Here is a 20,868-nt window from a genome sequence, read left to right as displayed (position 1 = left end):
GCGGCACGAAACCGTCATGATCGCGTGAAAGGAGGGCGCCCGGCCCGCGGGGCATCCTTGCGGCCGCGGGTGCGCTCGGGCATCAAGCGCGCCGATCGGGAGTGCGACGGAAACCGCCATGAAGAAGCTTCGTGAGTTCATCTGGCCGATGATCGGCCTCGCGGCCGTCGTGGTCTCGATCTACCTGCTCTGGCACCAGCTCAAGGGCCTCTCGATCGCGGATGTCGAGGCGAGCCTGAAGGCGATCCCGCCGCACCGCTACGCGCTCGCTGCCCTCTCGACGTTCGTGGCCTACGGGGCGCTCGCCTGGTACGACCGGATCGCGCTGATCCATCTCGGCGTGAGGGGCATCTCCTGGCTCTTCGTGTCGCTGTGCTCCTTCACCACCTACGCGCTGTCGCACAATATCGGGGCCTCGGTGTTCTCGGGCGCCCTGGTGCGCTACCGGGCCTACACGTCGAAGGGGCTCACCGCCGCGCAGGTCGCGGTGCTGGTGGCTTTGTGCTCCTTCACCTTCGGCCTCGGGACCATGTTCCTCGGCGGCCTCGTGCTGGTGCTGCAGCCGGAGCTGCTCACCCGTCTCACCGGCATCCTCCCCTCGGTGATGACGAACCCGGCCACGGCGCGCATCCTCGGCGGCGGGCTGCTCGCGGTCGTCGCCCTCTACGTCGTCGGCTCGATCCTTCACCTCAAGCCGCTGACGATCCGCAGCTTCAAGCTCGAATATCCGCGCCCGAACGTGATGGTGCGTCAGCTCATCGCAGCGCCCCTCGAACTGCTGGGGGCGGCGGGCATCATCTATTTCGCGCTGCCGGAGGCCGGAAACCCGGGCTTCCTCGTCGTGTTGGCGGTGTTCCTGGCCTCGTTCTCGGCCGCCCTCGTCTCGCACGCGCCGGGCGGGCTCGGGGTGTTCGAGCTCGTCTTCATCACGGCGATGCCGGACGTGCCGAAGGTCGAGGTGCTGGCGGCCGTGCTGATCTTCCGCCTGTTCTACCTGCTCCTGCCCTTCGCCATGGCGATCGTGGTGGTGCTGCTGTTCGAGCGTGGCCGCCTCGCCGCGGCGATCCGCAGCAAGGCGGAGGTGCCGCCGGCCGCCCCGGCCCCGCCCATCGACGGTCCCGGCATCAAGCCGGATCTCCCGCCGGCGGAGCCGGTCCGCAAGGTCGGCTAGAGCATTTTCCGACGAAGTGGATCCCGGTTCGTCGCAGACAATGCGGCACAATCAAAAACCTGGAGCAGGATCCGCTCCACCATGAACGGATCCTGCTCCAAGCGCGGGATGATCCGGACGCGGCTGCGCCGGGCGCAGCTCGCGCTGGCCGCCCTCGCCGGCCTGCCGGCCGGCGGCTTCTTCATTCCCTATCGGCACGCCGCCTCGGCCCGCCCCGGCGGCTACCCGGCGCTCGATCCGCTGTTCCGGGCCGCCGAGCCCGCCTTCCGGTCCCGGCTCGCCGGGATCGAGGCGCTCGCTCCCGAGCTCGGCCGCATCGCCGCGGGAGGTCCGGGCCTTGCCGGGCCGGTGCCGGCCCGGTTCACGCAGGACTGGTTCCCCCGCCTCGACGCGGCCGCCGCCTACGCGCTGGTGCGGCAGGAGCGGCCCCGGCGCATCCTCGAGATCGGTTCGGGCCACTCGACCCGCTTCATGGCCCAGGCCGTGGCAGATGGGGCCCTCGCGACGGCGATCACCTGCATCGACCCGCAGCCGCGCGCAAGACTGCCCGCCCTGCCGGGCCTGCGGCACGAGGCCCGGCTGTTCGGCGCCGAGGATGCCGAGGCGGCCGCGGATCTCGCGGCGGGGGACGTGCTCTTCATCGATTCGAGCCATGTGGCGATGCCGGGCACGGATGTCGACCGCCTGCTCCTCGACGTGCTGCCGCGCCTCGCGCCGGGCGTCCTCGTGCACCTGCACGACGTGTTCCTGCCCGACGCCTATCCGGAGGCGTGGGCCTGGCGCGGCTACAACGAGCAGGTGGCGGTGGGGGCGCTCCTGCAGGGCGGCGCCTACGCGCTGGAATTCGCGAGCCGCTACGTGGTCACGCGCACGCGCTGGCTCGACGCCAGCCCGGTCGCCCGGCTGCCGCTCGTGCCGGGGGCCTTCGAGACGAGCCTCTGGCTGCGGAAGCGCTGACGCGGCACCCCTTCATGGGGGTGGGGATATGGGGGTGGGGATGCGGCGCCTGGGTCTCGACCGTTCCGCATCCTCCGACACGAACCGAGATCCCGTCATTTTTGCTCAGGCGGATGGTTCTCCGCCCCATCCCGGATTCTCCGCCCCTTCGCGCTCCCTCTTGCATGTTTGACGGGCCGACCAGCGCACCAAGCTGTGAGGTGCGTCGCGGCCGGTGGCCACCGGCCGCGACGCGGGCGGCCGGGATCGATCTCCCTCTAGGATTGGCACCGTGGGAAAGCAGGATCCGGCCGCCCTCTGGCTCTTGTCCTGAACAGATGCTGGGGAGCAAGTCCCGTATGCAAGGCAAGGAAGTGTCCAAACAAGAGACCGCGGGCAAGTCTAGCGTGGGGATCGACGTCAGCAAGAGCTGGCTCGACGTCCACGTCCTCCCCTCCGGCCAAGCCCAGCGGTTCGCCAATACCGAGGTCGGCATCCGGCAGCTCAAGCGCTGGCTTGGGCGCTTTGCTCTGGGGCTGGTCGTGGTCGAGGCCACCGGCAAGTGGCACCGCCAGACCCGCCGCAGCCTGCATGCCTCGGGCCTGCCGGTCGCCGTCGTCGATCCGTTTCGGGTGCGCATGTTCGCCAAGGCGCAAGGCATCTGGGCCAAGACCGATCGGCTCGATGCCCGCGTGCTGGCGCAGTTTGCCGCGGTGATGGCCCCCCCGCAGCGCCCGCCGGCCTCGGACGCGCTCGAAGCGCTCCAGGAACTGGTCGCGGCCCGCGACAGCGCCGTGGCCGAACAAACCGCCCTCAAGAACCAGCTGGCCGCGGCCGCAAGCCCGTTCCTGATCCGCCAGCTCCAGGACCGTCTGGCCAGGATCGCCGCGGACATCGAGGCCCTTGCCGGCGAGATCCGCCGGCTCATCGCGGCCGATCCCGGACTGGCCCGGCGGCATGCCATCCTGGTCTCGATCCCCTCGATCGGGGACACGATCGCGGCCACCCTGGTGGCCAGCCTGGCCGAGCTGGGCACCTGCAGCAGCCGGCAGATCGGCCTGCTGGCGGGCCTGGCGCCGGTCGCCGACGATTCCGGCGCGCGCCAGGGCGTGCGGGTCATCTGGGGCGGCCGCCCGCCCGTGCGCCGCGTCCTCTACCTCGCGGCGCTCTCGGCCGCCCGCCACAACGCCGGCCTGAAAGCCTTCCACGAACGCCTGATCGCCAACGGCAAGAAGCCAAAGTGCGCCATCATCGCCGTGGCCCGCAAGCTCGCCGTGCTGGCCAACAGCCTCATCGCTCAGGACCGCCTCTGGACGCCAAATCAGCCCCAACAGGCTTGACGCCAAACACAGATGCTTTCCCGGACGACTGCAGCGCTAGGAGATCCGGGAACCAGCAGGGTGAGTTGCCGCGCAGCGGCTCCGGTTGTCTCCAGCGTGGCTGACAAGCGGTCGCTGCGCGGCTTCTTCTGCGGATCCCGGGTCGCATTCCGCTGGCGCTCCATGCACCCGGGAAAGGGGGCGAGGGGAGGCCGGGCGAGACGATCCTTGATCATCTCCGGACGAATCAGACCACGTGGTCGGGGGCGAGCGCGCAGGCCGGTCCGCCTGCAAGCTCCACCTGCAGGGTGACATGCGCGATGCCGAAGCGCTCGCGCAGCACCTGCGCGCACTCGCCGAGGAACGAGTTGCCGGGGTGGCCGCCCGGCATCACCAGGTGGGCGGTGAGCGCGGTCTCGGTGGTGCTCATCGACCAGACATGCAGGTCGTGGACCTCGGCGACGCCCGGCCGCTCGGCGAGGCAGAGCCGCACGGCGGCGGGGTCGATGCCCGGCGGCACGGCGGCGAGCGACATGGTCACGCTGTCGCGCAGCAGCCCCCAAGTGCCGGCGACGATCACCGCCACGATCACGAGGCTCACCAGCGGGTCGACCCAGCTCCAGCCCGTGAGCACGATCACGATGCCCGCCAGCACCACGCCCGCCGAGACGGCGGCATCCGCCACCATGTGCAGGTAGGCGCCCCGGATGTTGAGATCGTCCCTGCGGCCGGAGGCGAACAGCCACGCGGTGATGCCGTTGATGGCGATGCCCACCAGCGCGACGGTGATCACGGTCGGGCCCGCGACCGGCGGCGGGTTCGCGAAGCGCTGCAGCGCCTCCCAGGCAATGGCGCCCACCGCCACGAGCAGGAACACGGCGTTGAACAGGGCGGCGAGGATCGAGGAGCTGCGAAGCCCGTAGGTGAACCGCGCCGAAGGGGCCCTCCGGCCCAGCACCGCCGCCGCCCAGGCGACGACGAGGCCGAGCACGTCCGAGAGGTTGTGCCCGGCATCGGCGAGCAGCGCTACCGAGTCGCTGACGATGCCGAACACCGCCTCCACCAGCACGAAGCCAGTATTCAGCGCGATGCCGATCGCGAAGGCCGTGCCGAACCGCGCGGGCGCGTGGACATGCGCGTGGCCCGCATGGACATGCGGGTGGCCATGCCGATGGCCGGGGTGATCGTGACCATTGTGGTTGTGGTGCGCGTGGTCGTGTCCCATGCCGCCGAGATAGAGCGTCACGCAGCGTCAGACGAGCGCTGCCGCGGGGCGTGCGGCGGGAATCCCGCGGAGCCCACCCGGTCAGACCGATCCCACGGTCTTCAGCCGCGCCCGCGGATGGATCTCGGCCTGGCTCATCACCGGCGTCTCGCGCCGGAAGCGCTCGATGATCGAGCGCACGAAGGGCCGGGCCTGGACCGAGGTGACGAGAACCGGCATCTCGCCCATGCGGGCGGCCTCCTCAAAGCGGTCGCGGACCGTGGTGACGAAGTCCGAGAGCCGGGAGGGCTGCATGGCGAGGTGGCGCTCGTCCCCCTGGCCGATGATCGATTCGAGGAAGGCGCTCTCCCAGGCGGGCGAGAGGGTGATGATCGGCAGCACCCCGCCCGGGCCCTGGTACTGGGCGCAGATCTGGCGGCCGAGCCGGGCGCGGACATGCTCCACGATGTCGCGCGGGTTCTTCACGTGGCCGGCCACCTCCGCGATGCCCTCGACGATCGTCCCGAGGTCGCGGATCGAGACGCGCTCGGCGAGAAGGTATTGCAGCACCCGCTGGATGCCCGTCGTGGCGATCTGGCTCGGCACGATCTCCCGGAGGAGCTCGCCGTGCTCCTTGGGCAGCTCCTTGAGGAGCTTCTGCACCTCGACGTGGTTGAGGAGCTCGGCGACATGCGCCTTGATCACCTCGGTGAGATGGGTCGAGACGACGGTCGCCGCATCCACCACCGTGTAGCCGCGCAGCTGCGCCTGATCCCGCAGGGAGGCGTCGATCCAGGTCGCGGGCAGCCCGAAGGTCGGCTCCAGCAGGTGCTGGCCGGGGAGCTGCACCTGCCCGCCCATCGGGTCCATGGCCATGTACTGACCGGGGAAGATCTGGCCGGTGCCCGCTTCGATCTCCTTGACGCGGATGATGTAGGTGTTGGCGTCGAGCTGGACGTTGTCGAGGATGCGCACCGAGGGCATCACGAAGCCGAGCTCCGCCGCGAGCTGCCGCCGCAGGGCCTTGATCTGCTCGGTCAGCCGGTCCTGGCCGCCCGGGCCGTTGACGAGGGCGATAAGCGCGTAGCCCATCTCCAGCTTGAGGTCGTCGAGCCGCAGCAGGTCCGAGACGGTCTCCTCCTCAGGAGCCGCGGCCGCGCCCGGCGCTGCGGCCGCCTCCGGATCGGCCGCCTTCGGCAGCCTTGCGATGCGCCGCGCGAGGAAGGCCGCGCCGCCCGCGAGGACCAGGAAGGGCAGCATCGGGATGCCGGGCAGGAGCGCAATCAGCAGCATCACCGCCGCCGACATGCCGAGCGCCTTCGGGTAGTTGGCGATCTGGCGCCCGAGCGCCCGGTCGGCGGCCCCGCGCACGCCCGCCTTCGAGACGAGCAGGCCCGCTGCCGTCGAGACGATGAGGGCCGGCACCTGGCTCACCAAGCCGTCGCCGACCGTGAGGAGCGTGTAGGTCTTCGCGGCGGCGGAGAAGCCCATCCCCTGCTGCATCGTGCCGATGATGATGCCGCCCACCACGTTGATGGCCGTGATGAGGAGCGCCGCCACAGCGTCGCCGCGCACGAATTTCGAGGCGCCGTCCATCGCCCCGAAGAAGGCGCTCTCCTCCTCCAGCGCCTGACGGCGCGCCCGCGCGGTCTTCTCGTCGATGAGCCCGGCCGAAAGATCCGCGTCGATGGCCATCTGCTTGCCGGGCATCGCGTCGAGGCTGAAGCGCGCCGCGACCTCGGCGATCCGCCCCGAGCCCTTCGTGATCACCACGAAGTTCACGATGATCAGGATCGCGAACACGATGATCCCGATCAGGAAGTTGCCGCCCATCACGAAATGGCCGAAGGCCTCGATGACCTGGCCCGCTGCCGCCGTGCCCTCGTGGCCGTGGCCGAGGATCAGGCGCGTCGAGGCGAGGTTCAGCGCCAGCCGCAGCATCGTGGCGATGAGCAGCACGGTCGGGAAGACCGTGAATTCGAGCGGGTTCTCGATGAACAGGCCCGTCATCAGGATCAGCACGGACAGGATGATCGAGACCGCGAGCAGGAGATCGAGCAGGAGCGCCGGCAGCGGGAAGATCAGCACCACGAGGATGCCCATCACCGCGACGGCGAGCACGAGGTCGCTGCGCTTGGTCAGGCCGACGAGATCCGCTCGCGTCGGCACAGCGAAGGCGCGCATCGCCTCGAGCCCCGTCGCCTTCGCCTCGCTCATCGGCCCCCGCATCCCGACTGACACTCGGCAAGATCTGCCGGGTGCATGGTGAAGGATCCGTTAAGGGTGCCTGCCGGCGGCTTTCCTCCGCCCGCGCGCCGCAGCATTCCGCATCGATCATCTCGCGATCATGCGGCCCTGCTCTTCGCTGCTCCGCAACATTCAGAATTCAAGAGGGTGCCGTGTCGCAACAAAAAACAAGCACAAACCCGGAACCAGGACGGTCAAGTTTGGAATAGAGTCGTTGAACGACGTGCTTGCGCTGCGGGAGACGGCAAAAAACGGAACCAAGCGGCGGCGTAACGATTGAGACGGTACGCAAACAGGCAAACATCGAGGAGATCATGCGCACCACCCTGATCACTGTGGCGACCCTGAGCCTGCTCGGGGCCGGGATCGCGCAGGCCCAGACCACCGTCACCGGCGAGCCGGCGCGGGATGCCAAGCCCAGCACCCAGTCGCAGGGGCAGGAGGCCGTCACCCGGCCGAACACCGACACGGTCGACAAGAACGATCCCAGCACCACCGGCACGCTGACCAACGCCAAGCTCGAGCCCGGCGCCAACAGCTTCACTGAGGGGCAGGCCCGCAGCCGCCTGGAGAAGTCCGGCTTTACGGAGGTCAAGGATCTCAAGAAGGACGACCAGGGCATCTGGCGCGGCAGCGCGATGCAGGCGGGCAAGCCCGTCCAGGTCGGCCTCGACTTCAAGGGCAATGTCGCCGTCACGCAGTGACGCTGGCAGCGACGCAGGCTGCAATGGCTGACGCTGTCCGATTCTCTCGATTCCTCACATGATGGAGCGCCCCATGGCGACCCGTACCCTTTCGGCCCTGTTCGATTCCTACGATGACGCCGCCACCGCCGTGCGGAAGGTGGAGGCGGCCGGCGTGCCGCATTCCGACATCAGCATCGTCGCCAGCAACGAGGGCGACCGCTACTCGCGCCATGTCACGACCGGCCATGTCACGACCGACACTGGCGAGACCGCCCACAAGGCCTCGGACGGGGCAGCAGCGGGGGCGAGCATCGGCACCGTGCTCGGCGGCGGCGCGGGCCTGCTCACCGGCCTCGGCCTGATGGCGATCCCGGGCGTCGGCCCCGTCGTGGCGGCGGGCTGGCTCGTCTCGACGCTTGCCGGCGCCGGCGTCGGCGCGGCGGCGGGCGGCATCATCGGTTCGCTCACCGGCGCGGGCCTGAGCGAGGACGAGGCCCACACCTATGCCGAGGGCGTGCGCCGCGGCGGCACCCTGGTGACGGTGCGCGCCGACGATGCCACCGCCGACCGCGTCGCGGATATCCTGAAGGAGCATGGCTCGGTCGACCTCGACCAGCGTGCCCAGAGCTGGCGGAGCGAGGGCTGGAGCGGCCGCCACGACACGACCGGATCCTTCAGCAACCCCGCCCCGGTGGCGGGCGGCGAGATCGGCAGCACCGCCATCGGCGCGGCCGGCTCGACCACCACCGGCCTCAACACCGGCGCGGGCATCCCGACGGGCGGCATGCCCTACGCGGCGGGCGCGCCGCCGGCCGCCCAGGCGATCGACGCGGCGGTGGAACGCGACGGGCTCGCCGGCACCACGCGCGAGCGCCATACCGGCATGGAGGACGAGCTGCCACCCGCCCGCCGGCCGGCCGAGACCGACCGCCGCTGATCCGCGGTCACATCGGGAGGTCCGGCCGGGGGGCGCCCCGGCCGGACCTTCGCGCGTCCGGGGCGGGGATCAGCGCGGCCCGTACTGCATTGCCCCGTGACCGAGGGGCTAGTTCTCCGGCTTCACCTCCACGAGGCTGATCAGCACGTCTTCCGGGCGCAGTCCCGGATCGCGGGCCCGGAGCTTCGGTGCTGTGATCGTGCGCGCCCAGGACGACCGGCGGGAGATTCGCCCTCTGGCGCGCCGCACCGCGCCCTCAGGCGCGCTCGAGGTCGGGAGCGCGTTCGGCCTGCCGCCGCTCCCATCCTCCAAGGTGGTCCTGCATGCGCAGCCGCAGGCGCCGCGTATCCGCGGCGCCCTGACGGTCATTGTCTCGGCTTTCCATGCGGCGTCGGCCGGGTAGGGGGCGAGGCCAGATCCAGCGGCCGATGGCGGTTCCGAGCCGCCGGCACAGCAGGGCGGCGCCGAAGAGCCACGCCGCGCCGAGCCAGAGGGCCTGGAGGAGCGTCAACGCGACCGATCCCAGCACGAGCGCCGAGCGGCCGAGCAGGGCGAGGGCGGCGCGGCTGCGTGGGCCGAGCCGCTCCGAGAGGCGGCCCGCCCGGCGCAGGTCGTCGGCGCTCTCGGCCACCGAGAGCGCCTGGAGCGTGCCGCGCGTCCCGATCCGCGCCTGGAGCGCGGCGGCTTCCTCGCCGAGGCCACGCAGGGTCCGCAACGCCCCGGGCCGGAGGGCCGCCCGCACCGTCGTCTTGGCGGCCGTCAGATCGAGACGACCGAGGGCGGCAAGCGCGCCGCCGACCGCGCGGGAATCGACGAGGCCGTGCGTCGTGCGCGCGAGCGTCGCCTGGAGCGGCTTCGAGAGGCGCCCGGTGCGGGTCGCGAGCTTCAGGGCCGTCGCACCCGCATGGGCAGGCACGCTCGCAGCGGCGCCGGTGCCGAACGACGCCACCGTGACGCCCGTGAGCGCGAGCCCGACCGCCGAGAGGCCGAGCAGCACCTCGTCGTAGGGCTCTTGACGCAGGAGCTTGCCGCCCTCCGTCCAGAGGTCGCGCAGGTCGCCGTAGCCGACGAGGTCTCCGGCCAGCGCCCCGGCGAGGCCCGGCAGGCCCTCGCCCCGGCCGGTGGCGAAGCCCCGTGCCGCGTCGGCGACGCCGCGGCGGAGCGCCTCATCCTCCGCGGCAGCCAGGGCCGTGCGCCGCTCGGCCGAGACCGGCATGCCCTCGGCCTCCGCCACCGCCACGAGGCTTCTCGCCAGATCCGCGTCGCCGGCCGCGAGAGCGGCGTCGAATTCGGCGCCGAGACGCTCGGGCGTGGCGACGCGCCGCAGCCGGATCGCCGCGAGATCCGCGGGGTCCTCCGCGGCTGCCCGCAGCTGCCACGCGGTCCAGGCTTCCGGCAACACGGCGGGGCCGGCCGCGACCAAGGCCATGGCGCCTGCGAGCAGGGCGGCGCCCGCGACCATCCTGCGCGGATGCGGGCTGGCGGGCAGTGGCAGGGCGCACGGCATCGGGAGCGGCATCCGGAACGGTCCTCCGTTCCCGACAGATAGGTGTCCCGGAGCGCGGCCGCACGTGGCGCGGCCGCAACGACGGCGGGCCGCCCTCTGCCCGGCCCGGGATCGCGCGGCGGTCTTTACGGCAGCTTAACCCTGCGAGCGCCGAATGCGCCCATGCCGCACGATGCTTCCCCCTCAACCGACCTCTACGATCCGCTGGCGGATGCACGGGCGCTCCACGCCCGCATCGAGGCCCTGCGCGGCGTGATGCGGCTGCAGCTGCGCGCCCTCGACGGCCTCGAACGGCGGCTGACGCCCCTGCGCCCGGACGGACGGGAGGGGGCGGCACGGCTTCGCGCGCTCAAGGGGAGCGGGAAGCTGTAGGGGGTGTCGCAGCCCCGGGCGGTTTAAGCAGGGGAGCGGATGGCGGGAGCGTGGTGGACCTGCCCGAGATGCCGCAGGCCCGGTCGCGCCGACTGCGTCAGGCGGCGCTCGGCCTTGGCCCGGCCGGAGCACCCGCCGGGCTGTGGCTCGACGAGGCCGTGTCCGGCCTCACCCCCGCCCCATCACGGTCCTGAGCACGTCCAGGATATCGTCCCCGCGGCAGGGCCGGGCGACGAACTGCGCCTCCTGCGGCATCCGGTCGGGATCCGGCTTGGCGCGGCCGGACACGATCACGACCGGCAGCCCGGGGCGCAGCTGGACCGCGGTGCGTGCGAGATCGAACCCGTCCGTCTTGCCCGACAACTCGACGTCGGTGATGAGCGCAATGATATCGGGTCGGCTCTCCAGCAGGCTGATGGCCCGCTCGGCGGAGGCCGATTGCAGGGTCTCGAAGCCGGCCCCTTCGAGCACGTCGCTCAGATCCATGATGGTGAGGGCCTCGTCCTCCACCACCAGCACCACGGGCCGCTCGCCCGGCAGGCTCTCGGTCTCGTTCCCCACGGTCGACTCCCTCACGCGCTCGGCCCGTCCGGCCGGCACGCCCGGCGGGCGATCCATGCGGAGGGCAGGCTGACTCTGTGCCACCACCGATCCACCGCCGCGCCGCGCCGGCCGATGATCGAAACGAGGAGCGGCTCGTGCCGGTTGCAGGCCGCTGCCGCCCGGAGCCGCCGCCCAAGCGTGCGGCCCGGTCGCCTCGGCTCGACGAGGTGACCGGACCAAGGTCGGGCGGTCGGGCGGAGATGTCCAGTCCGGAGCCGATCTGGACTCCTGGCGGAGCGGCAGACCCGTGGCGCGATCGCCACAGCCGGGGCGCCGCCAGGGACGATTCCGACTGCACTCCCGCTTGCACCCGCCCGCGCGCCCCGCTAGAGGACTGCGTCCTGTCAGCGCTCGCTTCCAGCTAAGGCGCCGGCCGGGATGGAGAGGTGGCCGAGTGGTTGAAGGCGCACGCCTGGAACGCGTGTATACGGGCAACCGTATCGAGGGTTCGAATCCCTCTCTCTCCGCCAACAGTCAATTCACCATCATTCACTGACGGTGACCGACCGCACCCATCCCCTTGCAGATCAGCCACATAAGGCCCAATACCGTGCACCGACGGTGATGGTTCGGCACCACAATGGTGGGGCGCCGATGGGGCGAATGGTGGGGTGCGGTGGGGCGGGAGGTCAACAAGCTCTCGGCGCGGCGTGTCCAGACGCTGACGGAGCCCGGTCGGCACGCGGACGGCGGCGGCCTCTATCTTGTCGTCGATCCGGCCGGCGGCAAGCGCTGGGTCTTTCTCTATCGGATGGCCGGCAGGCGCCGCGAGATGGGCCTCGGGCCTGTCCTGTCCGTGCCGCTCGCCCGCGCCCGCGAGCTCGCCGCTGAAGCCAGGGCACAGGTCGCTGCTGGGGTCGATCCAATCGACGCCCGGCGCGCCCCACCAAGCGATGAGCCGCCACCCCACCGGATCACATTCGCCGAGGTCGCCGAGGTCTACATGACCGATCGCGAGCGGGCGTGGCGCAACGCCGCGCACCGCCGGCAGTGGCGCCAGACGCTCGAGGTGCAGGCGGCATCGCTCTGGGCGATGCCGGTCGCGGATGTCGACACGGAAGCCGTGCTGGCGGTGCTGCGACCGATCTGGCACACCAAGGCCGAGACGGCGCGCCGGCTGCGCGGCCGGATCGAACGCATCCTGGATGCCGCCCGGGTGGCAGGGCACCGCGGGTCCGAGAACCCCGCCCGGTGGAAGGGACATCTCGACGTCCTGTTGCCGCGAGCCGGTAAGCTCCAGCGCGGGCATCACACCGCGCTCCCATATAAGGAAGTGCCGGCCTTTGTTGCCGAGATCCGCCAGCGCGAGGCGCAGACCGCGCGTGCGCTTGAGCTGCTGATCCTCACGGCGGCCCGGTCCGGCGAGATCCGCGGCATGACCTGGGCCGAGGTGGATCTGGCGGGCGCGCTCTGGACCGTGCCGAAGGAACGGATGAAGGCGAAGCGGCCGCATCGCGTGCCGCTCTGTGCCCGCGCTGTCGAGATCCTGTCCAAACTGCACATGGAGTCCTCGGACGAGGACGGCCTGATTTTCCCAAGCCGCAATGACACGGCGCTGTCCGACATGGTGTTCGCGGCCCTGCTACGCCGAGCCAAGCACCCTGACATCACCGCTCATGGCTTCCGGTCGTCATTCCGAGATTGGGCGGCGGATGAGACTGACCATCCGCGCGAGGTGATCGAAGCGGCCCTGGCGCACATGGTGGGAGACGCCACCGAACGGGCCTACCGCCGCGGCGACGCGCTCACGAAGCGCCGCCGGCTGATGGATGATTGGGGCGCCTATGTCTGCGGCGGAGCATCCACGGCCGAGCCGCCAATGAGCGCGACCAGATCGCCGTGAGGGATCACGGTTGCGCGGCCGATCTTGCTGGAGCGCAGCTTGCCCTCGCGGATCAGCTTCCAGATCATGGAAGTGCTGACCCCCACCATGCCGGCCGCATCCTCAACCCGATGGGCCAGTGGCGTGATGGATGACTGCGCGCGCTTCACGGATCGCTCCTGTATTGGTGTTTCTCTCTGGCTGGGGATGCGCTCAGCCCTGCGCATGGGGTGGTTCTCCTCTGTCCTGCAGACCTCCCGCTCCTGCCGCGGGAGCGGATGGGGAGAGGGCGGCGCGGAGTTGGCGGGCCGCCTCCCGGATGTCCTTGGCGGCCTCCCGGCTTCGGGCGGCGACGGCCTCGGCGGTGATGTCCAGTCCGCAGGCCACCCGGGCAGCGGCAGCGGCCAGCGCGACGTGAGTGGTGGGCCTTGAGCGCATCTCCTCCGCGTTCGAGGCGGGCCGCTCGACGCGGGCCTCAGCCAGTGTGCGGATGCGGCGCCCCTCGCGGTCGTAACGCAGCTCTTCCGAGATGTACGGGGCCGGGCTGATCGTGTCTGTGCTCGGGGCGGGCCGCGCGGCGTCGATCATCGCGCGGTAGGCGGCGTAATCGCTGCGGTCCTCGCCAGTCTCGCCGGGCTCGGTCGAACCGGTGTTCTTCACCCGCCAGAAGGCGGCGATCATCTCGACTGTCGGCTCGCGCATGGCCGCGAGGGCGACCCGCGCATCGGGAATGAAAAACGACCAGATCGGGCGCAGCCGCCCATCGGCGCAGGGAAAGCACTCGTTGATGTCGTCGTGGCCGCGCTCTGTCGCCAACGCGCGCGCCACCCGCTCTACCATCTCACTCACGCTCGCCTCCCGTGCTCGGGGCGGCGAGGGCGGCGCGGCGAGCATTTCTGCGGGCACGCTTGGCCTCGGCTGCGGCCCTGTCAGCGGCAATGGCCTTCGGGCTCGGTGCGGTTCGACAGGGCTGCCGGGCGCCCTCACGTTCTATGAGAGCGCCGAGTGCGAGGCCGAGCACGGTCCGGATAGGGTCATCACGCATCGCGCGCCTCCTGGCTCGGGGCGGAGAGGGCAGACAGGGCGGCCTCGTAGGCTCGCTGCTGCGCGTCCCACTCGGCGACCTCGGCAGCATCTCCGACGTTGCCGCAGTCACACCGCTCGCAGTCACAGGGGCGCTCGCCGGTCGGCTTGAGGGCGGCAGCAACAGCCGCTTGAGCCACCCGCTGCCACACCGCCTTGCCCTCGGGCGGGAGGTCGTTCCAGGCCGGCGCCGCACCGCACGGCCCGAGCGTCATGTCGGCAAAGCGCGCCTCGTAGGCGGCGCGGGCGGGATCAACCGACACGGGCGCCTCCCTCGATGCCCGCGGCGGCCTCGATCGCCTGGGCCTTGATCCGCCGCCACAGGCGCACCGAGGCGGGCGTGCGGCTGTCCATGCGCCGGACGGCCCGGCGGTAGGCCTTGCGCCGCCGGGCGGGGATCCCGCTCCAATGCTCCTGGCAGAGCCATTCGCTCGCGCCCCAGGGCTGGAGCTTGCTGGCGTCTGTCATGCGCCGGCAGAACGGGACGCAGCAGGCGATGCGGATCATGGGCAGGCCTCCTCGGTCGACGAGGAATCCGACTTCACCATCGCGAAGCGGCCCGCAGCTTCGTTGCGCATCAGCCACCGCGCGAACGGCCGGCAGTTGATGACGGGCCGGTAGACGAGGCCGTCGAGCTGGTTGAACGGCTCCACAGTGCAGACGCCGGCGGCTACGAGCTCGTCGAGGGCGGCCTTTCCGCGTTCAGTCATGCGCGAGGGCGTCTTGAAAGTGAGCGTGCCCTTGCCCGGCTGCATGAAGCCGAAGTGGCCACCAGCCACGGCCTTGGCGTCGTCGCTGAGGCCGGAGAGGTGCGCGGGGATGCGCTCACCCGACATGGCGCACCTCCGGCATCTGGCCGAACAGGTCTCCCGTGCGGCGGCAGGGTCGCGCACGGCGTGGCGGAGGCGGGCCATTGTCGTGAGCCGTGCAGATCGGCTGCCCATCCCCGCCGTACCGCCACTGGTGCGGGTAGCCGCGCTCGCTGATGTCATGAGCCATGGCCCGCAGCGGGATCCGGCAGCGCGGGCGCTTGCGGCAGTCCGAGCACCAGGCGGCGGCGAAGATGTCGCCCTCGGTGCCGTTGCTGGGGCGGTAGGGCTCGCCTGCGCGATCAGAAAGGCGCGAGGCGTGCTCGGGCGGATAGATGGCGCGTAAAAGCTGAGCCACGGTCACACTCCCACCGTTGCCCCGCCGCGCCCGGCAGCGAGGTCGAGCCAATCGGCCATCACCGCCGCCGGCATCCGCCAGACGGTGGCGATCAGCAGTTCGACGGTCGCGGCAGCGATGCAGATGAGGTCGAGGAGGGAGAGACGGTCAGGCATGACTCACCTCCGCGGCCGCGGCGAGCGGCGCGGTCCGCCTGGTCGCGAGCGCCCGAACCACCTCCTCAAGCGAGATGCAGATGTCGGTGGCGAGGAGCGCCATCAGCTCGGGCTCCTCGCCATCCTGGGTGAGGATCAGGCACCGCTTGCCGGCGCCGCAGAACCAGCCGGCCTCCAGATGGGCGGAGCGCCCGCATGGCAGGACGAGGACGCAGGTGTCCGCCCACTGCATGCCCCGCAGGTCACTGACGAAGCCGCGGGCGGCGATCGGGTGCGTGGTCAGCAGGCGCCGGTACTCCGCAGCCGACCATGCCTCCCAATTCGGGTCGATCTCCGACCACGCGAAGCCCGGCACGCCATTGAAGGGGTTGCGGAAGTCGTAGACCTCGTGGCCCGCCGCGCGCAGTGCGGCGACGACCGCCGGCTGCTTCGGGTTGCGCCAGGACGAGGCGACGTAGATGCGACGGGACACTGGTCAGGCTCCTGCGGATGAGGGATCGGGGCGCCCTGATGGCGGGGTGAGGCGGGAGAGGGCGGCGGTCGCGAGATCGGGCGGCCAAGCCCAGATCTTCATGCGGCGCCCAGGACGGCCGGTGCGGGTGTCCGGTCCGCCGCCACCGCCCTTGCCGAGCAGGAGCCAGCCATCGAACCGGTAGAGGTCGCCCGTATGCAGGGCCTCGTCCTGATAGGAGACGGCGAGATCCCGCCCGTGGACCGCCGCCACGGCGGGGAAGATCATCTCGCGCCAGAGCCGGAGCATGGGCCGGCAGAGATCGCGGCGCGCCGCGCACAGGCGGGCAAGCTCGACGCACCGCGCCCGCGAGATGCCGGTCCGCCCAATCGTCTCGCGCACCGTCTCGCCAGCGGCAGTGACCGCGACCGGCTCGCCGTGTTCGAACAGGGCGTGATGTGCCTCGATTGCGTAGCTCGGGCGCGTGTAGGCGCCCATGCGATGACCCCAGCGGGTCAGGAGCCGGTTGAGGTCGGTCCGGTCGATGGCCTCGATGTGCGCGAGCGGAGGGACGAGCATCACGGCCGCTCCCCACCCTCTGCGCACAGGCCTGTGAGGCGGGCAGAGGTCATCGCACCAGCCCCTTGTCCCGCGCGAAGTCGAGCCACGCACAAAGCACCGTGCCGGCAAGCTCGTTGTCCGTCTCGCTCGCATGACAGGCGCGCTCGTATCCCTCGGCGCGCTCGATCTCGGAGAGGCACCATGCGCGCTGCTCATCCGTCATCGGCGGCAGATGTCGCCGGTCGCGATAGGCGCGCAGCGCCTTCTCGGCGGCTATACAGGCGCACAGGTCGAGGCCGAGATCCGGGTCGTAGCCCATGCCGGGACACCGGCAGGGCAGAGAGTCGCCGAGGACGTCGAAGGGCGTGGGCGCGCGGGCAGCGGAGGTCATCGGCTCACTCCGCAGCGAAGAGGGGGAGATCGGCGCCGGGCGCGGTGGCGTAGCCGGCGCTCAGGTCGAGGACGGTGGCGATGAACTCGGCCGCGACCTGCGCGACGATCGCGTTGCCGTAGGCGCGCAGGCGTCCCACTCGGGCGGGAGCCCCATGAGCCAGCGGGAATGTGCCGGGTTCAACTGGCCGGGCTTTCCCATCTCGGCAGGGGATCCACTCGGCGTCGGACCAGAATGAACGACCTGGTTGTTGAGCTGCTCGCCCTTCTTGCCACCGCCCCGCTCCGAGAAGCTCTTGGCGTTCGCGTGCCGATAGTCCCGGGCTGCCGGGGTGGCCCACGAGGCGCAGTGGTTCAGGGTTATGTTCCGGGTCGTGAAGTCCGGCCCCGGGTGCCGGAGCGCGTCCGTGCGCGTCGGCGTGGGCCAGGAGGCCAGTTTGGCCTCGCTGTTCAGACCAATCCCCCGCTTCCCGTCCGGCTGACGAGCCCCATTGGCGTTTGAGGAAATCGGCGTCGACCAAGCGGCCAGGAAAACCGCATCCTCCAAGCGGCTCTTGTGGTCGAGAGCCCGCTCCGGGTTGCCGGTCGCGTGCCCAGCTTCCACGCTCCGCGGCGTGGGCCACGAACCAGGAGCGCTGTCTGATGTGGGGCGCGCCGACGCCTGCAGCTGGCAGATCCGCCGCCGCAAAGGCGTAACCCGCACTCTCCAGGTCAGCCGAAACAAGGTCGAGCCATGCGAGCCCATCCGTGCTCGCAACCTGCTCTCCAAAGACGACTGCAGGACCGCACTCGCGGATGAGGTGGAACCAGGACGGCCACAGATGCCGCTCGTCAGCAAACCCATCTCCGCGGCCTGCCGTGGAGAAAGGTTGGCAGGGACAGGAGCCGGTCCAGACGGGCCGGTGCGCCGGCCAGCCAGCAAGGCCGAGAGCATAGTCCCAGACGCCGATCCCCGCGAAGAAGTGGCAGCGGGTGTAGCCGGCGAGGTCGCTGGGTCGGACGTCCCGGATGTCCCGCTCGTCCACGTCTCCGGGCGCAACAAGTCCGGTGGCGATGAGGTTGCGGATCCAGGCCGCGGCATACGGGTCCACCTCGTTGTAATAGGCGCGCCTGCCCGCGAAGCTGTCGATCACGAGATGGCTGCTCATGCGGCCCTCGCTGCGTCGAGGGCGTCTTCGCGCTCCCACTCGGCGACGAGCGCGTCCACGTCGACCGGCTCGGTGCCGGTGATGGCTTTGGTGCGCCACCACTCCCGGTCCGTCATGGTCGCCGGGCGCTCGCCCCAATGCACGAGCTGCCACAGCGTCTCCCACGCGGTGCGCTCGTTCCACTCGGGTTCGTAGTAGCCGGATACCTCGCCGGTCATCGGCGTGCCGGGCAGCGGGTGCCACTGGTGGTCGCACCTCCGAAGGTCGTCGTCTCGCTTCGGGCAGCCGCAGCGGATGACGAGCCCGTGATAGTTCTCACACCGTTCGGCGAGGAAGATGTCCGAGATCTGGTCGGCATAGTGCTTGGTCAGGATCTCGGCGGCCTGCTTGCTCTTCTTCTTGAGGATGCGGAGGGTCATAGGCATCAGGCGGCCCTTCCCGTCTGGAGGGCGTCGAGAACTTCGCCCGGCACGTCGAAGAAGCCGAGCTGGCCGCGGCAGGGCACGAAGGGCAGCGGTCGCGGATTGGTGAGCACGAAGCCGATGGGTCCGAAGAACCACGGAGACCCGCTGTCACGAACGCAGTCCGTGATGTCGACGACACCCACGATGCCGCCGCGGCGCATCCCGTTGTGCACCCGCGCCCGGCGGCGCAGGACGGTTTCGCGGTCCTGGCGCGAGATGGCGTCGAGCAGGTCCATCGCATCGTCCCACTCGTCGTCCGTCATGCCCTTTGCGGCATGGATCAGGACCGGGCCGCGGTAGCGGGTCGACCAGGAGCGGTTCTCGACGTCCTTGCCGTGGTGCAGGATCAGGTGTGCCCAAGGCTGCCGGATCGAGAGGGCCTTGGTCGGGAGGCGGTCCATCACGCAGCCCTCCCGATGTCGATCGCGTCGATGTTCTGCTGGATGACGCGGAAACTACTGGCACAGATCCATGGATTATCCGCCCAGGACTTGGCGCCGTTGATGCTCTCCCAGAGAGAGCGAAAGCTCTCGCGGAAGATGCGCTCCTCCGGCACGTAGCCGGGTCGCCCTTCGAGCGTCCCCCAACCGCAGAGCCACTTGTCGGGCGCGCTGTAGTCGCGGACGGCAAGCGCATGGTCCCAGAGATCGTGCTCGCAGCCCTCGGCTCGGGCGTCCTCCTCGCTGATGTCCTGCAGCCGCTCGACGCGGACGTCCGTGACGATCAGGGTGAGGCGCGAGGCCCACCGCGGCATGTGGATCGGCGAGCGATCCTTGATCCCAAGGCGCTCATCGGTTGCGGCGTACCGGATGCCGCACCAATTCGGCTTGCCGCCCGGGTTGATGTTGCGCGGCGGGATGCCGTCGTAGATGTTGCCGACAGCCCAGGTCTCCCGGACCCAGAGGCGGTCTCCGACCTGCCAGGGCAAGCGGAGCCGCTCGATCGGCAGTTCGGCGTCCTGCAGGAAGTGGCACCACTGCCCTTGATGCAGGCGGACCTCTCGGCCCTCCTGGTGCACCCACTTGTTCATGGGTTTGCAGAGGCGTCGCGTCTGCGTCTTCCGGCCGGCGAGGAGCGCCCTGATCATGGGCGCGCTGAAGATGATGGGACGATCGACCATCAGACCAGCCCTTTCTCGACAGCGACCCGCTCGGGCAGGGTGATGGTGGCGAGGCCGGGCATCGGATCGTCGCGGACGATTTCCACGACGCTCTTCGGCAGCCACACGGCCTTGCTCTTGTCGCCCTCGTGGACGAGCACGGCGAGGTCCGTCTCGCGGGCGATCTCAACGGTGAGGTCGACGAGGTCGGAGCGCATCACCGCACCTCCGCCGCCATCGCGACCGCGACGGGTCCCATCACCGTCCCGGGCCGCCGCATCACCGGCCAGTGGGACCTCACCGGGACCGCGCTGCGCGGCCGGACCAGCTCCGCCGCCCGGCTCTGGCGGATGGTCACCTCCTCGCCGCGCTCCAGCGCTTCGAAGATCGGGAGCAGCTGGTCAGCGTGGCGCTCGACCAGCGCGACGAGCCCCGCGATCGCGACCATGTCCCGCGCCTGCGCCTCGGTGTGCGCCGCTGCGACCCGGGTATGTGGCAGGCAGTCGTCTGCGCCCGCCACGAACCGGGCTGCGAGGAGGGCAACGTCACCCTGGTTGCGCGCCGCGATATCGGCGGCAAGGCGCAGCGAGGGGATGTCGAGTTCGCGGAGATCAGCAGCGCGCATGGTCAGGCGTCTCCCGGGATGGCGACGAGGCGGAGGGAGCCGCCCCAGATCGTTTCGACGTGCAGGTGCAGAGGGGCGAGCACCGCGTTGGCGCGGCGCACGAGCTGGGATTGCCGGGCATCGCTCATCGGCTTGCCGGGGCGGGCCGCAGCCATGGCCTCGGCGCGGCTCACCGCCAGCCCGACCCGCTCGCTGAACAGGAAGGCGAGCAGCTCGAACGTGCCGACGTGACGGAGGTCGAGGCGATGCCGGCCGCACCGGACGCAGCGATAAGCCTTGTCCAGCACCACGGCGCCGGGGTTGGCGAGCGCGGTGTCGTAGCCGCAGGCCTCCACGATGATGATCGTCGGCAGCGGTAGGACAGGCCGCTCGGCCGCCTCGCGCGCGGCGTAAGTGCGGCGCGAGCGGATGTTGTGGCGGTCGGTCTGGAGCGCGGTGGTGCTGAGCATCGCCGGGCCCTCAGAACGGCAGGTCGCCGGACTCGTCGCCGCGAGCTTCGTGGAGCGCAGTCCGGATGAGGTTGCGCGCCGCAAAGGCGTGCTCGATGCCGGGAGGCTGGCGGGTTGGATCGTCGCCGAGAGCCGCCCGAAAGCCCTCGCACCAAGCCAGCAGTTCCGACATCGCGGCCGTGAGCCGCTCGGCTTGGACGATGGTCATGCGGATGACGGCGAGCGGCTCGGTGGTCAGCGCCGGCTCCTCGCGCCGCGGGACGCAAGGCGCCTCCTCGGCCGCCACCGCGCGGACCTTGCTGATGCCGTAGGGCGCGGATCGGATTTCGGGGTGGGTGAGCACACCCACCATGCCGAGGAGCTCGTCCCACGCGAGGCCCGTGGCGTGCTGGGTGTTCTCGCCGTTCCCGATAGCGAGGTTGAAGTGCCTCGAGTCGTCGGCCGTGATCGTGATGGGGAGGGCGCGCATCGG

The 20,868-nt window shown here is 70.7% G+C and carries 28 protein-coding genes, 1 tRNA gene and 2 pseudogenes; 8 read left to right on the top strand and 23 right to left on the bottom strand.

Translation table 11 applies throughout. The annotated features are described in order from the left end of the window. The first annotated feature begins 118 nt into the window (after positions 1–118). The 3 genes from MNOD_RS17065 to MNOD_RS17055 all read left to right on the top strand — a co-directional run bounded on the left by MNOD_RS17065 (position 119) and on the right by MNOD_RS17055 (position 3,447). Positions 119–1,171 (top strand): lysylphosphatidylglycerol synthase domain-containing protein, encoded by a 1,053-nt coding sequence (locus MNOD_RS17065; RefSeq protein ID WP_015930182.1) that lies wholly within the window; start codon positions 119–121, stop codon positions 1,169–1,171. 81 nt (positions 1,172–1,252) lie between these two features. Then, complete coding sequence (locus tag MNOD_RS17060; protein ID WP_015930181.1) at positions 1,253–2,128, top strand: class I SAM-dependent methyltransferase; 876 nt, start codon at positions 1,253–1,255, stop codon at positions 2,126–2,128. A 338-nt stretch (positions 2,129–2,466) separates the two neighbouring features. Continuing rightward, the gene (locus MNOD_RS17055) at positions 2,467–3,447 is read left to right on the top strand and encodes an IS110-like element ISMno29 family transposase (protein ID WP_015927424.1); all 981 of its coding nucleotides are present in this window, start codon (positions 2,467–2,469) and stop codon (positions 3,445–3,447) included. A 226-nt stretch (positions 3,448–3,673) separates the two neighbouring features. Here the strand turns inward: MNOD_RS17055 and MNOD_RS17050 are convergent, their stop codons facing one another. Together MNOD_RS17050 and flhA are read right to left on the bottom strand one after the other, a co-directional pair. Then, on the bottom strand, positions 3,674–4,651 hold the full coding sequence (locus MNOD_RS17050) for a cation diffusion facilitator family transporter (RefSeq protein ID WP_043751449.1): 978 nt from the start codon (positions 4,649–4,651) through the stop codon (positions 3,674–3,676). Positions 4,652–4,732: 81 nt separating this feature from the next. Then, on the bottom strand, positions 4,733–6,847 hold the full coding sequence (gene flhA, locus MNOD_RS17045) for a flagellar biosynthesis protein FlhA (RefSeq protein WP_015930179.1): 2,115 nt from the start codon (positions 6,845–6,847) through the stop codon (positions 4,733–4,735). Between the two features lie 344 nt (positions 6,848–7,191). On the opposite strand from flhA, the gene MNOD_RS17040 reads away from it, so the two are divergent. Beyond that, positions 7,192–7,581 (top strand): hypothetical protein, encoded by a 390-nt coding sequence (locus tag MNOD_RS17040; protein ID WP_015930178.1) that lies wholly within the window; start codon positions 7,192–7,194, stop codon positions 7,579–7,581. A 73-nt stretch (positions 7,582–7,654) separates the two neighbouring features. Then, positions 7,655–8,215: pseudogene (locus tag MNOD_RS17035) on the top strand (hypothetical protein); the annotation flags it as partial. 541 nt (positions 8,216–8,756) lie between these two features. Here MNOD_RS17035 and MNOD_RS17030 read toward each other — a convergent pair. Next, a complete protein-coding gene (locus MNOD_RS17030) occupies positions 8,757–10,007 on the bottom strand; it encodes a hypothetical protein (protein WP_157091489.1) in 1,251 nt (416 codons plus the stop codon). Between the two features lie 162 nt (positions 10,008–10,169). Here MNOD_RS17030 and MNOD_RS17025 point away from each other — a divergent pair, with 162 nt between their 5' ends. Next, entirely contained in the window at positions 10,170–10,379 is a 210-nt protein-coding gene (locus tag MNOD_RS17025) for a hypothetical protein (RefSeq protein WP_015930174.1), read from the top strand. 168 nt (positions 10,380–10,547) lie between these two features. On the opposite strand, the gene MNOD_RS17020 is transcribed toward MNOD_RS17025, so the two are convergent. Next, positions 10,548–10,940 (bottom strand): response regulator, encoded by a 393-nt coding sequence (locus tag MNOD_RS17020; RefSeq protein ID WP_043751447.1) that lies wholly within the window; start codon positions 10,938–10,940, stop codon positions 10,548–10,550. A gap of 422 nt (positions 10,941–11,362) precedes the next feature. Here MNOD_RS17020 and MNOD_RS17015 point away from each other — a divergent pair. After that, positions 11,363–11,452, top strand: a tRNA-Ser gene (locus tag MNOD_RS17015). Positions 11,453–11,562: 110 nt separating this feature from the next. Continuing rightward, entirely contained in the window at positions 11,563–12,825 is a 1,263-nt protein-coding gene (locus MNOD_RS17010) for a tyrosine-type recombinase/integrase (RefSeq protein WP_015930172.1), read from the top strand. On the opposite strand, the gene MNOD_RS43480 is transcribed toward MNOD_RS17010, so the two are convergent. From MNOD_RS43480 to MNOD_RS16930, 19 genes and pseudogenes are all read right to left on the bottom strand, one after another. Next, a complete protein-coding gene (locus MNOD_RS43480) occupies positions 12,765–12,974 on the bottom strand; it encodes a helix-turn-helix domain-containing protein (protein ID WP_244424754.1) in 210 nt (69 codons plus the stop codon). The genes MNOD_RS17010 and MNOD_RS43480 overlap by 61 nt on opposite strands. A 43-nt stretch (positions 12,975–13,017) precedes the next feature. Continuing rightward, complete coding sequence (locus MNOD_RS17005) at positions 13,018–13,653, bottom strand: hypothetical protein (protein WP_015930170.1); 636 nt, start codon at positions 13,651–13,653, stop codon at positions 13,018–13,020. A gap of 188 nt (positions 13,654–13,841) precedes the next feature. Then, positions 13,842–14,150 (bottom strand): hypothetical protein, encoded by a 309-nt coding sequence (locus MNOD_RS17000; RefSeq protein WP_015930168.1) that lies wholly within the window; start codon positions 14,148–14,150, stop codon positions 13,842–13,844. Further along, a complete protein-coding gene (locus MNOD_RS16995; protein ID WP_015930167.1) occupies positions 14,140–14,394 on the bottom strand; it encodes a hypothetical protein in 255 nt (84 codons plus the stop codon). The genes MNOD_RS17000 and MNOD_RS16995 overlap by 11 nt, the downstream gene beginning before the upstream one ends. Beyond that, complete coding sequence (locus MNOD_RS16990; RefSeq protein WP_015930166.1) at positions 14,391–14,723, bottom strand: hypothetical protein; 333 nt, start codon at positions 14,721–14,723, stop codon at positions 14,391–14,393. Before MNOD_RS16990 ends, MNOD_RS16995 begins: the two co-directional genes overlap by 4 nt. Then, positions 14,713–15,054 carry a hypothetical protein gene (locus MNOD_RS16985; protein WP_015930165.1) on the bottom strand — a complete coding sequence of 114 codons (342 nt, stop codon included), beginning with the start codon at positions 15,052–15,054 and terminating at the stop codon, positions 14,713–14,715. The genes MNOD_RS16990 and MNOD_RS16985 overlap by 11 nt, the downstream gene beginning before the upstream one ends. A gap of 2 nt (positions 15,055–15,056) precedes the next feature. After that, positions 15,057–15,209: a hypothetical protein gene (locus MNOD_RS48090; protein WP_015930164.1), complete on the bottom strand. Its 153-nt coding sequence runs from the start codon at positions 15,207–15,209 to the stop codon at positions 15,057–15,059. Then, positions 15,202–15,681, bottom strand: coding sequence for a hypothetical protein (locus tag MNOD_RS16980; protein ID WP_015930163.1), 480 nt, complete (start codon positions 15,679–15,681; stop codon positions 15,202–15,204). Before MNOD_RS16980 ends, MNOD_RS48090 begins: the two co-directional genes overlap by 8 nt. A gap of 3 nt (positions 15,682–15,684) precedes the next feature. After that, positions 15,685–16,239 carry a hypothetical protein gene (locus MNOD_RS16975; RefSeq protein ID WP_015930162.1) on the bottom strand — a complete coding sequence of 185 codons (555 nt, stop codon included), beginning with the start codon at positions 16,237–16,239 and terminating at the stop codon, positions 15,685–15,687. 49 nt (positions 16,240–16,288) lie between these two features. Beyond that, positions 16,289–16,612, bottom strand: a complete 324-nt coding sequence (locus MNOD_RS16970) for a hypothetical protein (protein WP_015930161.1) — start codon at positions 16,610–16,612, stop codon at positions 16,289–16,291. 4 nt (positions 16,613–16,616) lie between these two features. Continuing rightward, entirely contained in the window at positions 16,617–16,751 is a 135-nt protein-coding gene (locus MNOD_RS49990) for a hypothetical protein (RefSeq protein WP_280113496.1), read from the bottom strand. Positions 16,752–17,276: 525 nt separating this feature from the next. Continuing rightward, positions 17,277–17,759: pseudogene (locus tag MNOD_RS49150) on the bottom strand (DNA cytosine methyltransferase); the annotation flags it as partial. Beyond that, positions 17,756–18,184, bottom strand: coding sequence for a hypothetical protein (locus tag MNOD_RS16960; RefSeq protein WP_015930159.1), 429 nt, complete (start codon positions 18,182–18,184; stop codon positions 17,756–17,758). The pseudogene MNOD_RS49150 and the gene MNOD_RS16960, both read right to left, overlap by 4 nt. Next, entirely contained in the window at positions 18,184–18,624 is a 441-nt protein-coding gene (locus tag MNOD_RS16955; RefSeq protein WP_015930158.1) for an ASCH domain-containing protein, read from the bottom strand. Before MNOD_RS16955 ends, MNOD_RS16960 begins: the two co-directional genes overlap by 1 nt. Further along, positions 18,624–19,343 carry an ASCH domain-containing protein gene (locus MNOD_RS16950; RefSeq protein WP_015930157.1) on the bottom strand — a complete coding sequence of 240 codons (720 nt, stop codon included), beginning with the start codon at positions 19,341–19,343 and terminating at the stop codon, positions 18,624–18,626. The genes MNOD_RS16955 and MNOD_RS16950 overlap by 1 nt, the downstream gene beginning before the upstream one ends. Continuing rightward, the gene (locus tag MNOD_RS16945; RefSeq protein ID WP_015930156.1) at positions 19,343–19,540 is read right to left on the bottom strand and encodes a hypothetical protein; all 198 of its coding nucleotides are present in this window, start codon (positions 19,538–19,540) and stop codon (positions 19,343–19,345) included. The genes MNOD_RS16950 and MNOD_RS16945 overlap by 1 nt, the downstream gene beginning before the upstream one ends. Next, positions 19,540–19,947, bottom strand: coding sequence for a hypothetical protein (locus MNOD_RS16940; RefSeq protein WP_015930155.1), 408 nt, complete (start codon positions 19,945–19,947; stop codon positions 19,540–19,542). Before MNOD_RS16940 ends, MNOD_RS16945 begins: the two co-directional genes overlap by 1 nt. Positions 19,948–19,949: 2 nt before the next feature. Next, positions 19,950–20,396, bottom strand: coding sequence for a hypothetical protein (locus MNOD_RS16935; protein WP_015930154.1), 447 nt, complete (start codon positions 20,394–20,396; stop codon positions 19,950–19,952). 10 nt (positions 20,397–20,406) lie between these two features. Continuing rightward, positions 20,407–20,865: a hypothetical protein gene (locus MNOD_RS16930; RefSeq protein WP_015930153.1), complete on the bottom strand. Its 459-nt coding sequence runs from the start codon at positions 20,863–20,865 to the stop codon at positions 20,407–20,409. Positions 20,866–20,868: the final 3 nt, after the last annotated feature.

The organism is Methylobacterium nodulans ORS 2060, assembly GCF_000022085.1.
GTDB lineage: Bacteria > Pseudomonadota > Alphaproteobacteria > Rhizobiales > Beijerinckiaceae > Methylobacterium > Methylobacterium nodulans.
The sequence above is the reverse complement of the archived record's forward strand: the minus strand, read 5'-3'. Positions and strand labels throughout refer to the sequence as shown.

Coding starts and splice junctions, on each gene's coding strand:
- MNOD_RS16955 (WP_015930158.1), bottom strand. CDS start 18,624: ATGGACCGCCTCCCGACCAAGGCCCTCTCGATCCGGCAGCCTTGGGCA.
- MNOD_RS16940 (WP_015930155.1), bottom strand. CDS start 19,947: ATGCGCGCTGCTGATCTCCGCGAACTCGACATCCCCTCGCTGCGCCTT.
- MNOD_RS16935 (WP_015930154.1), bottom strand. CDS start 20,396: ATGCTCAGCACCACCGCGCTCCAGACCGACCGCCACAACATCCGCTCG.
- flhA (WP_015930179.1), bottom strand. CDS start 6,847: ATGAGCGAGGCGAAGGCGACGGGGCTCGAGGCGATGCGCGCCTTCGCT.
- MNOD_RS17025 (WP_015930174.1), top strand. CDS start 10,170: ATGCCGCACGATGCTTCCCCCTCAACCGACCTCTACGATCCGCTGGCG.
- MNOD_RS16960 (WP_015930159.1), bottom strand. CDS start 18,184: ATGCCTATGACCCTCCGCATCCTCAAGAAGAAGAGCAAGCAGGCCGCC.
- MNOD_RS17055 (WP_015927424.1), top strand. CDS start 2,467: ATGCAAGGCAAGGAAGTGTCCAAACAAGAGACCGCGGGCAAGTCTAGC.
- MNOD_RS16945 (WP_015930156.1), bottom strand. CDS start 19,540: ATGCGCTCCGACCTCGTCGACCTCACCGTTGAGATCGCCCGCGAGACG.
- MNOD_RS17060 (WP_015930181.1), top strand. CDS start 1,253: ATGAACGGATCCTGCTCCAAGCGCGGGATGATCCGGACGCGGCTGCGC.
- MNOD_RS16930 (WP_015930153.1), bottom strand. CDS start 20,865: ATGCGCGCCCTCCCCATCACGATCACGGCCGACGACTCGAGGCACTTC.
- MNOD_RS17050 (WP_043751449.1), bottom strand. CDS start 4,651: ATGGGACACGACCACGCGCACCACAACCACAATGGTCACGATCACCCC.
- MNOD_RS17065 (WP_015930182.1), top strand. CDS start 119: ATGAAGAAGCTTCGTGAGTTCATCTGGCCGATGATCGGCCTCGCGGCC.
- MNOD_RS17040 (WP_015930178.1), top strand. CDS start 7,192: ATGCGCACCACCCTGATCACTGTGGCGACCCTGAGCCTGCTCGGGGCC.
- MNOD_RS16970 (WP_015930161.1), bottom strand. CDS start 16,612: ATGACCTCCGCTGCCCGCGCGCCCACGCCCTTCGACGTCCTCGGCGAC.
- MNOD_RS16990 (WP_015930166.1), bottom strand. CDS start 14,723: ATGTCGGGTGAGCGCATCCCCGCGCACCTCTCCGGCCTCAGCGACGAC.
- MNOD_RS17010 (WP_015930172.1), top strand. CDS start 11,563: ATGGTGGGGCGCCGATGGGGCGAATGGTGGGGTGCGGTGGGGCGGGAG.
- MNOD_RS16995 (WP_015930167.1), bottom strand. CDS start 14,394: ATGATCCGCATCGCCTGCTGCGTCCCGTTCTGCCGGCGCATGACAGAC.
- MNOD_RS17030 (WP_157091489.1), bottom strand. CDS start 10,007: ATGCCGTGCGCCCTGCCACTGCCCGCCAGCCCGCATCCGCGCAGGATG.
- MNOD_RS48090 (WP_015930164.1), bottom strand. CDS start 15,209: ATGCCTGACCGTCTCTCCCTCCTCGACCTCATCTGCATCGCTGCCGCG.
- MNOD_RS16950 (WP_015930157.1), bottom strand. CDS start 19,343: ATGGTCGATCGTCCCATCATCTTCAGCGCGCCCATGATCAGGGCGCTC.
- MNOD_RS16975 (WP_015930162.1), bottom strand. CDS start 16,239: ATGCTCGTCCCTCCGCTCGCGCACATCGAGGCCATCGACCGGACCGAC.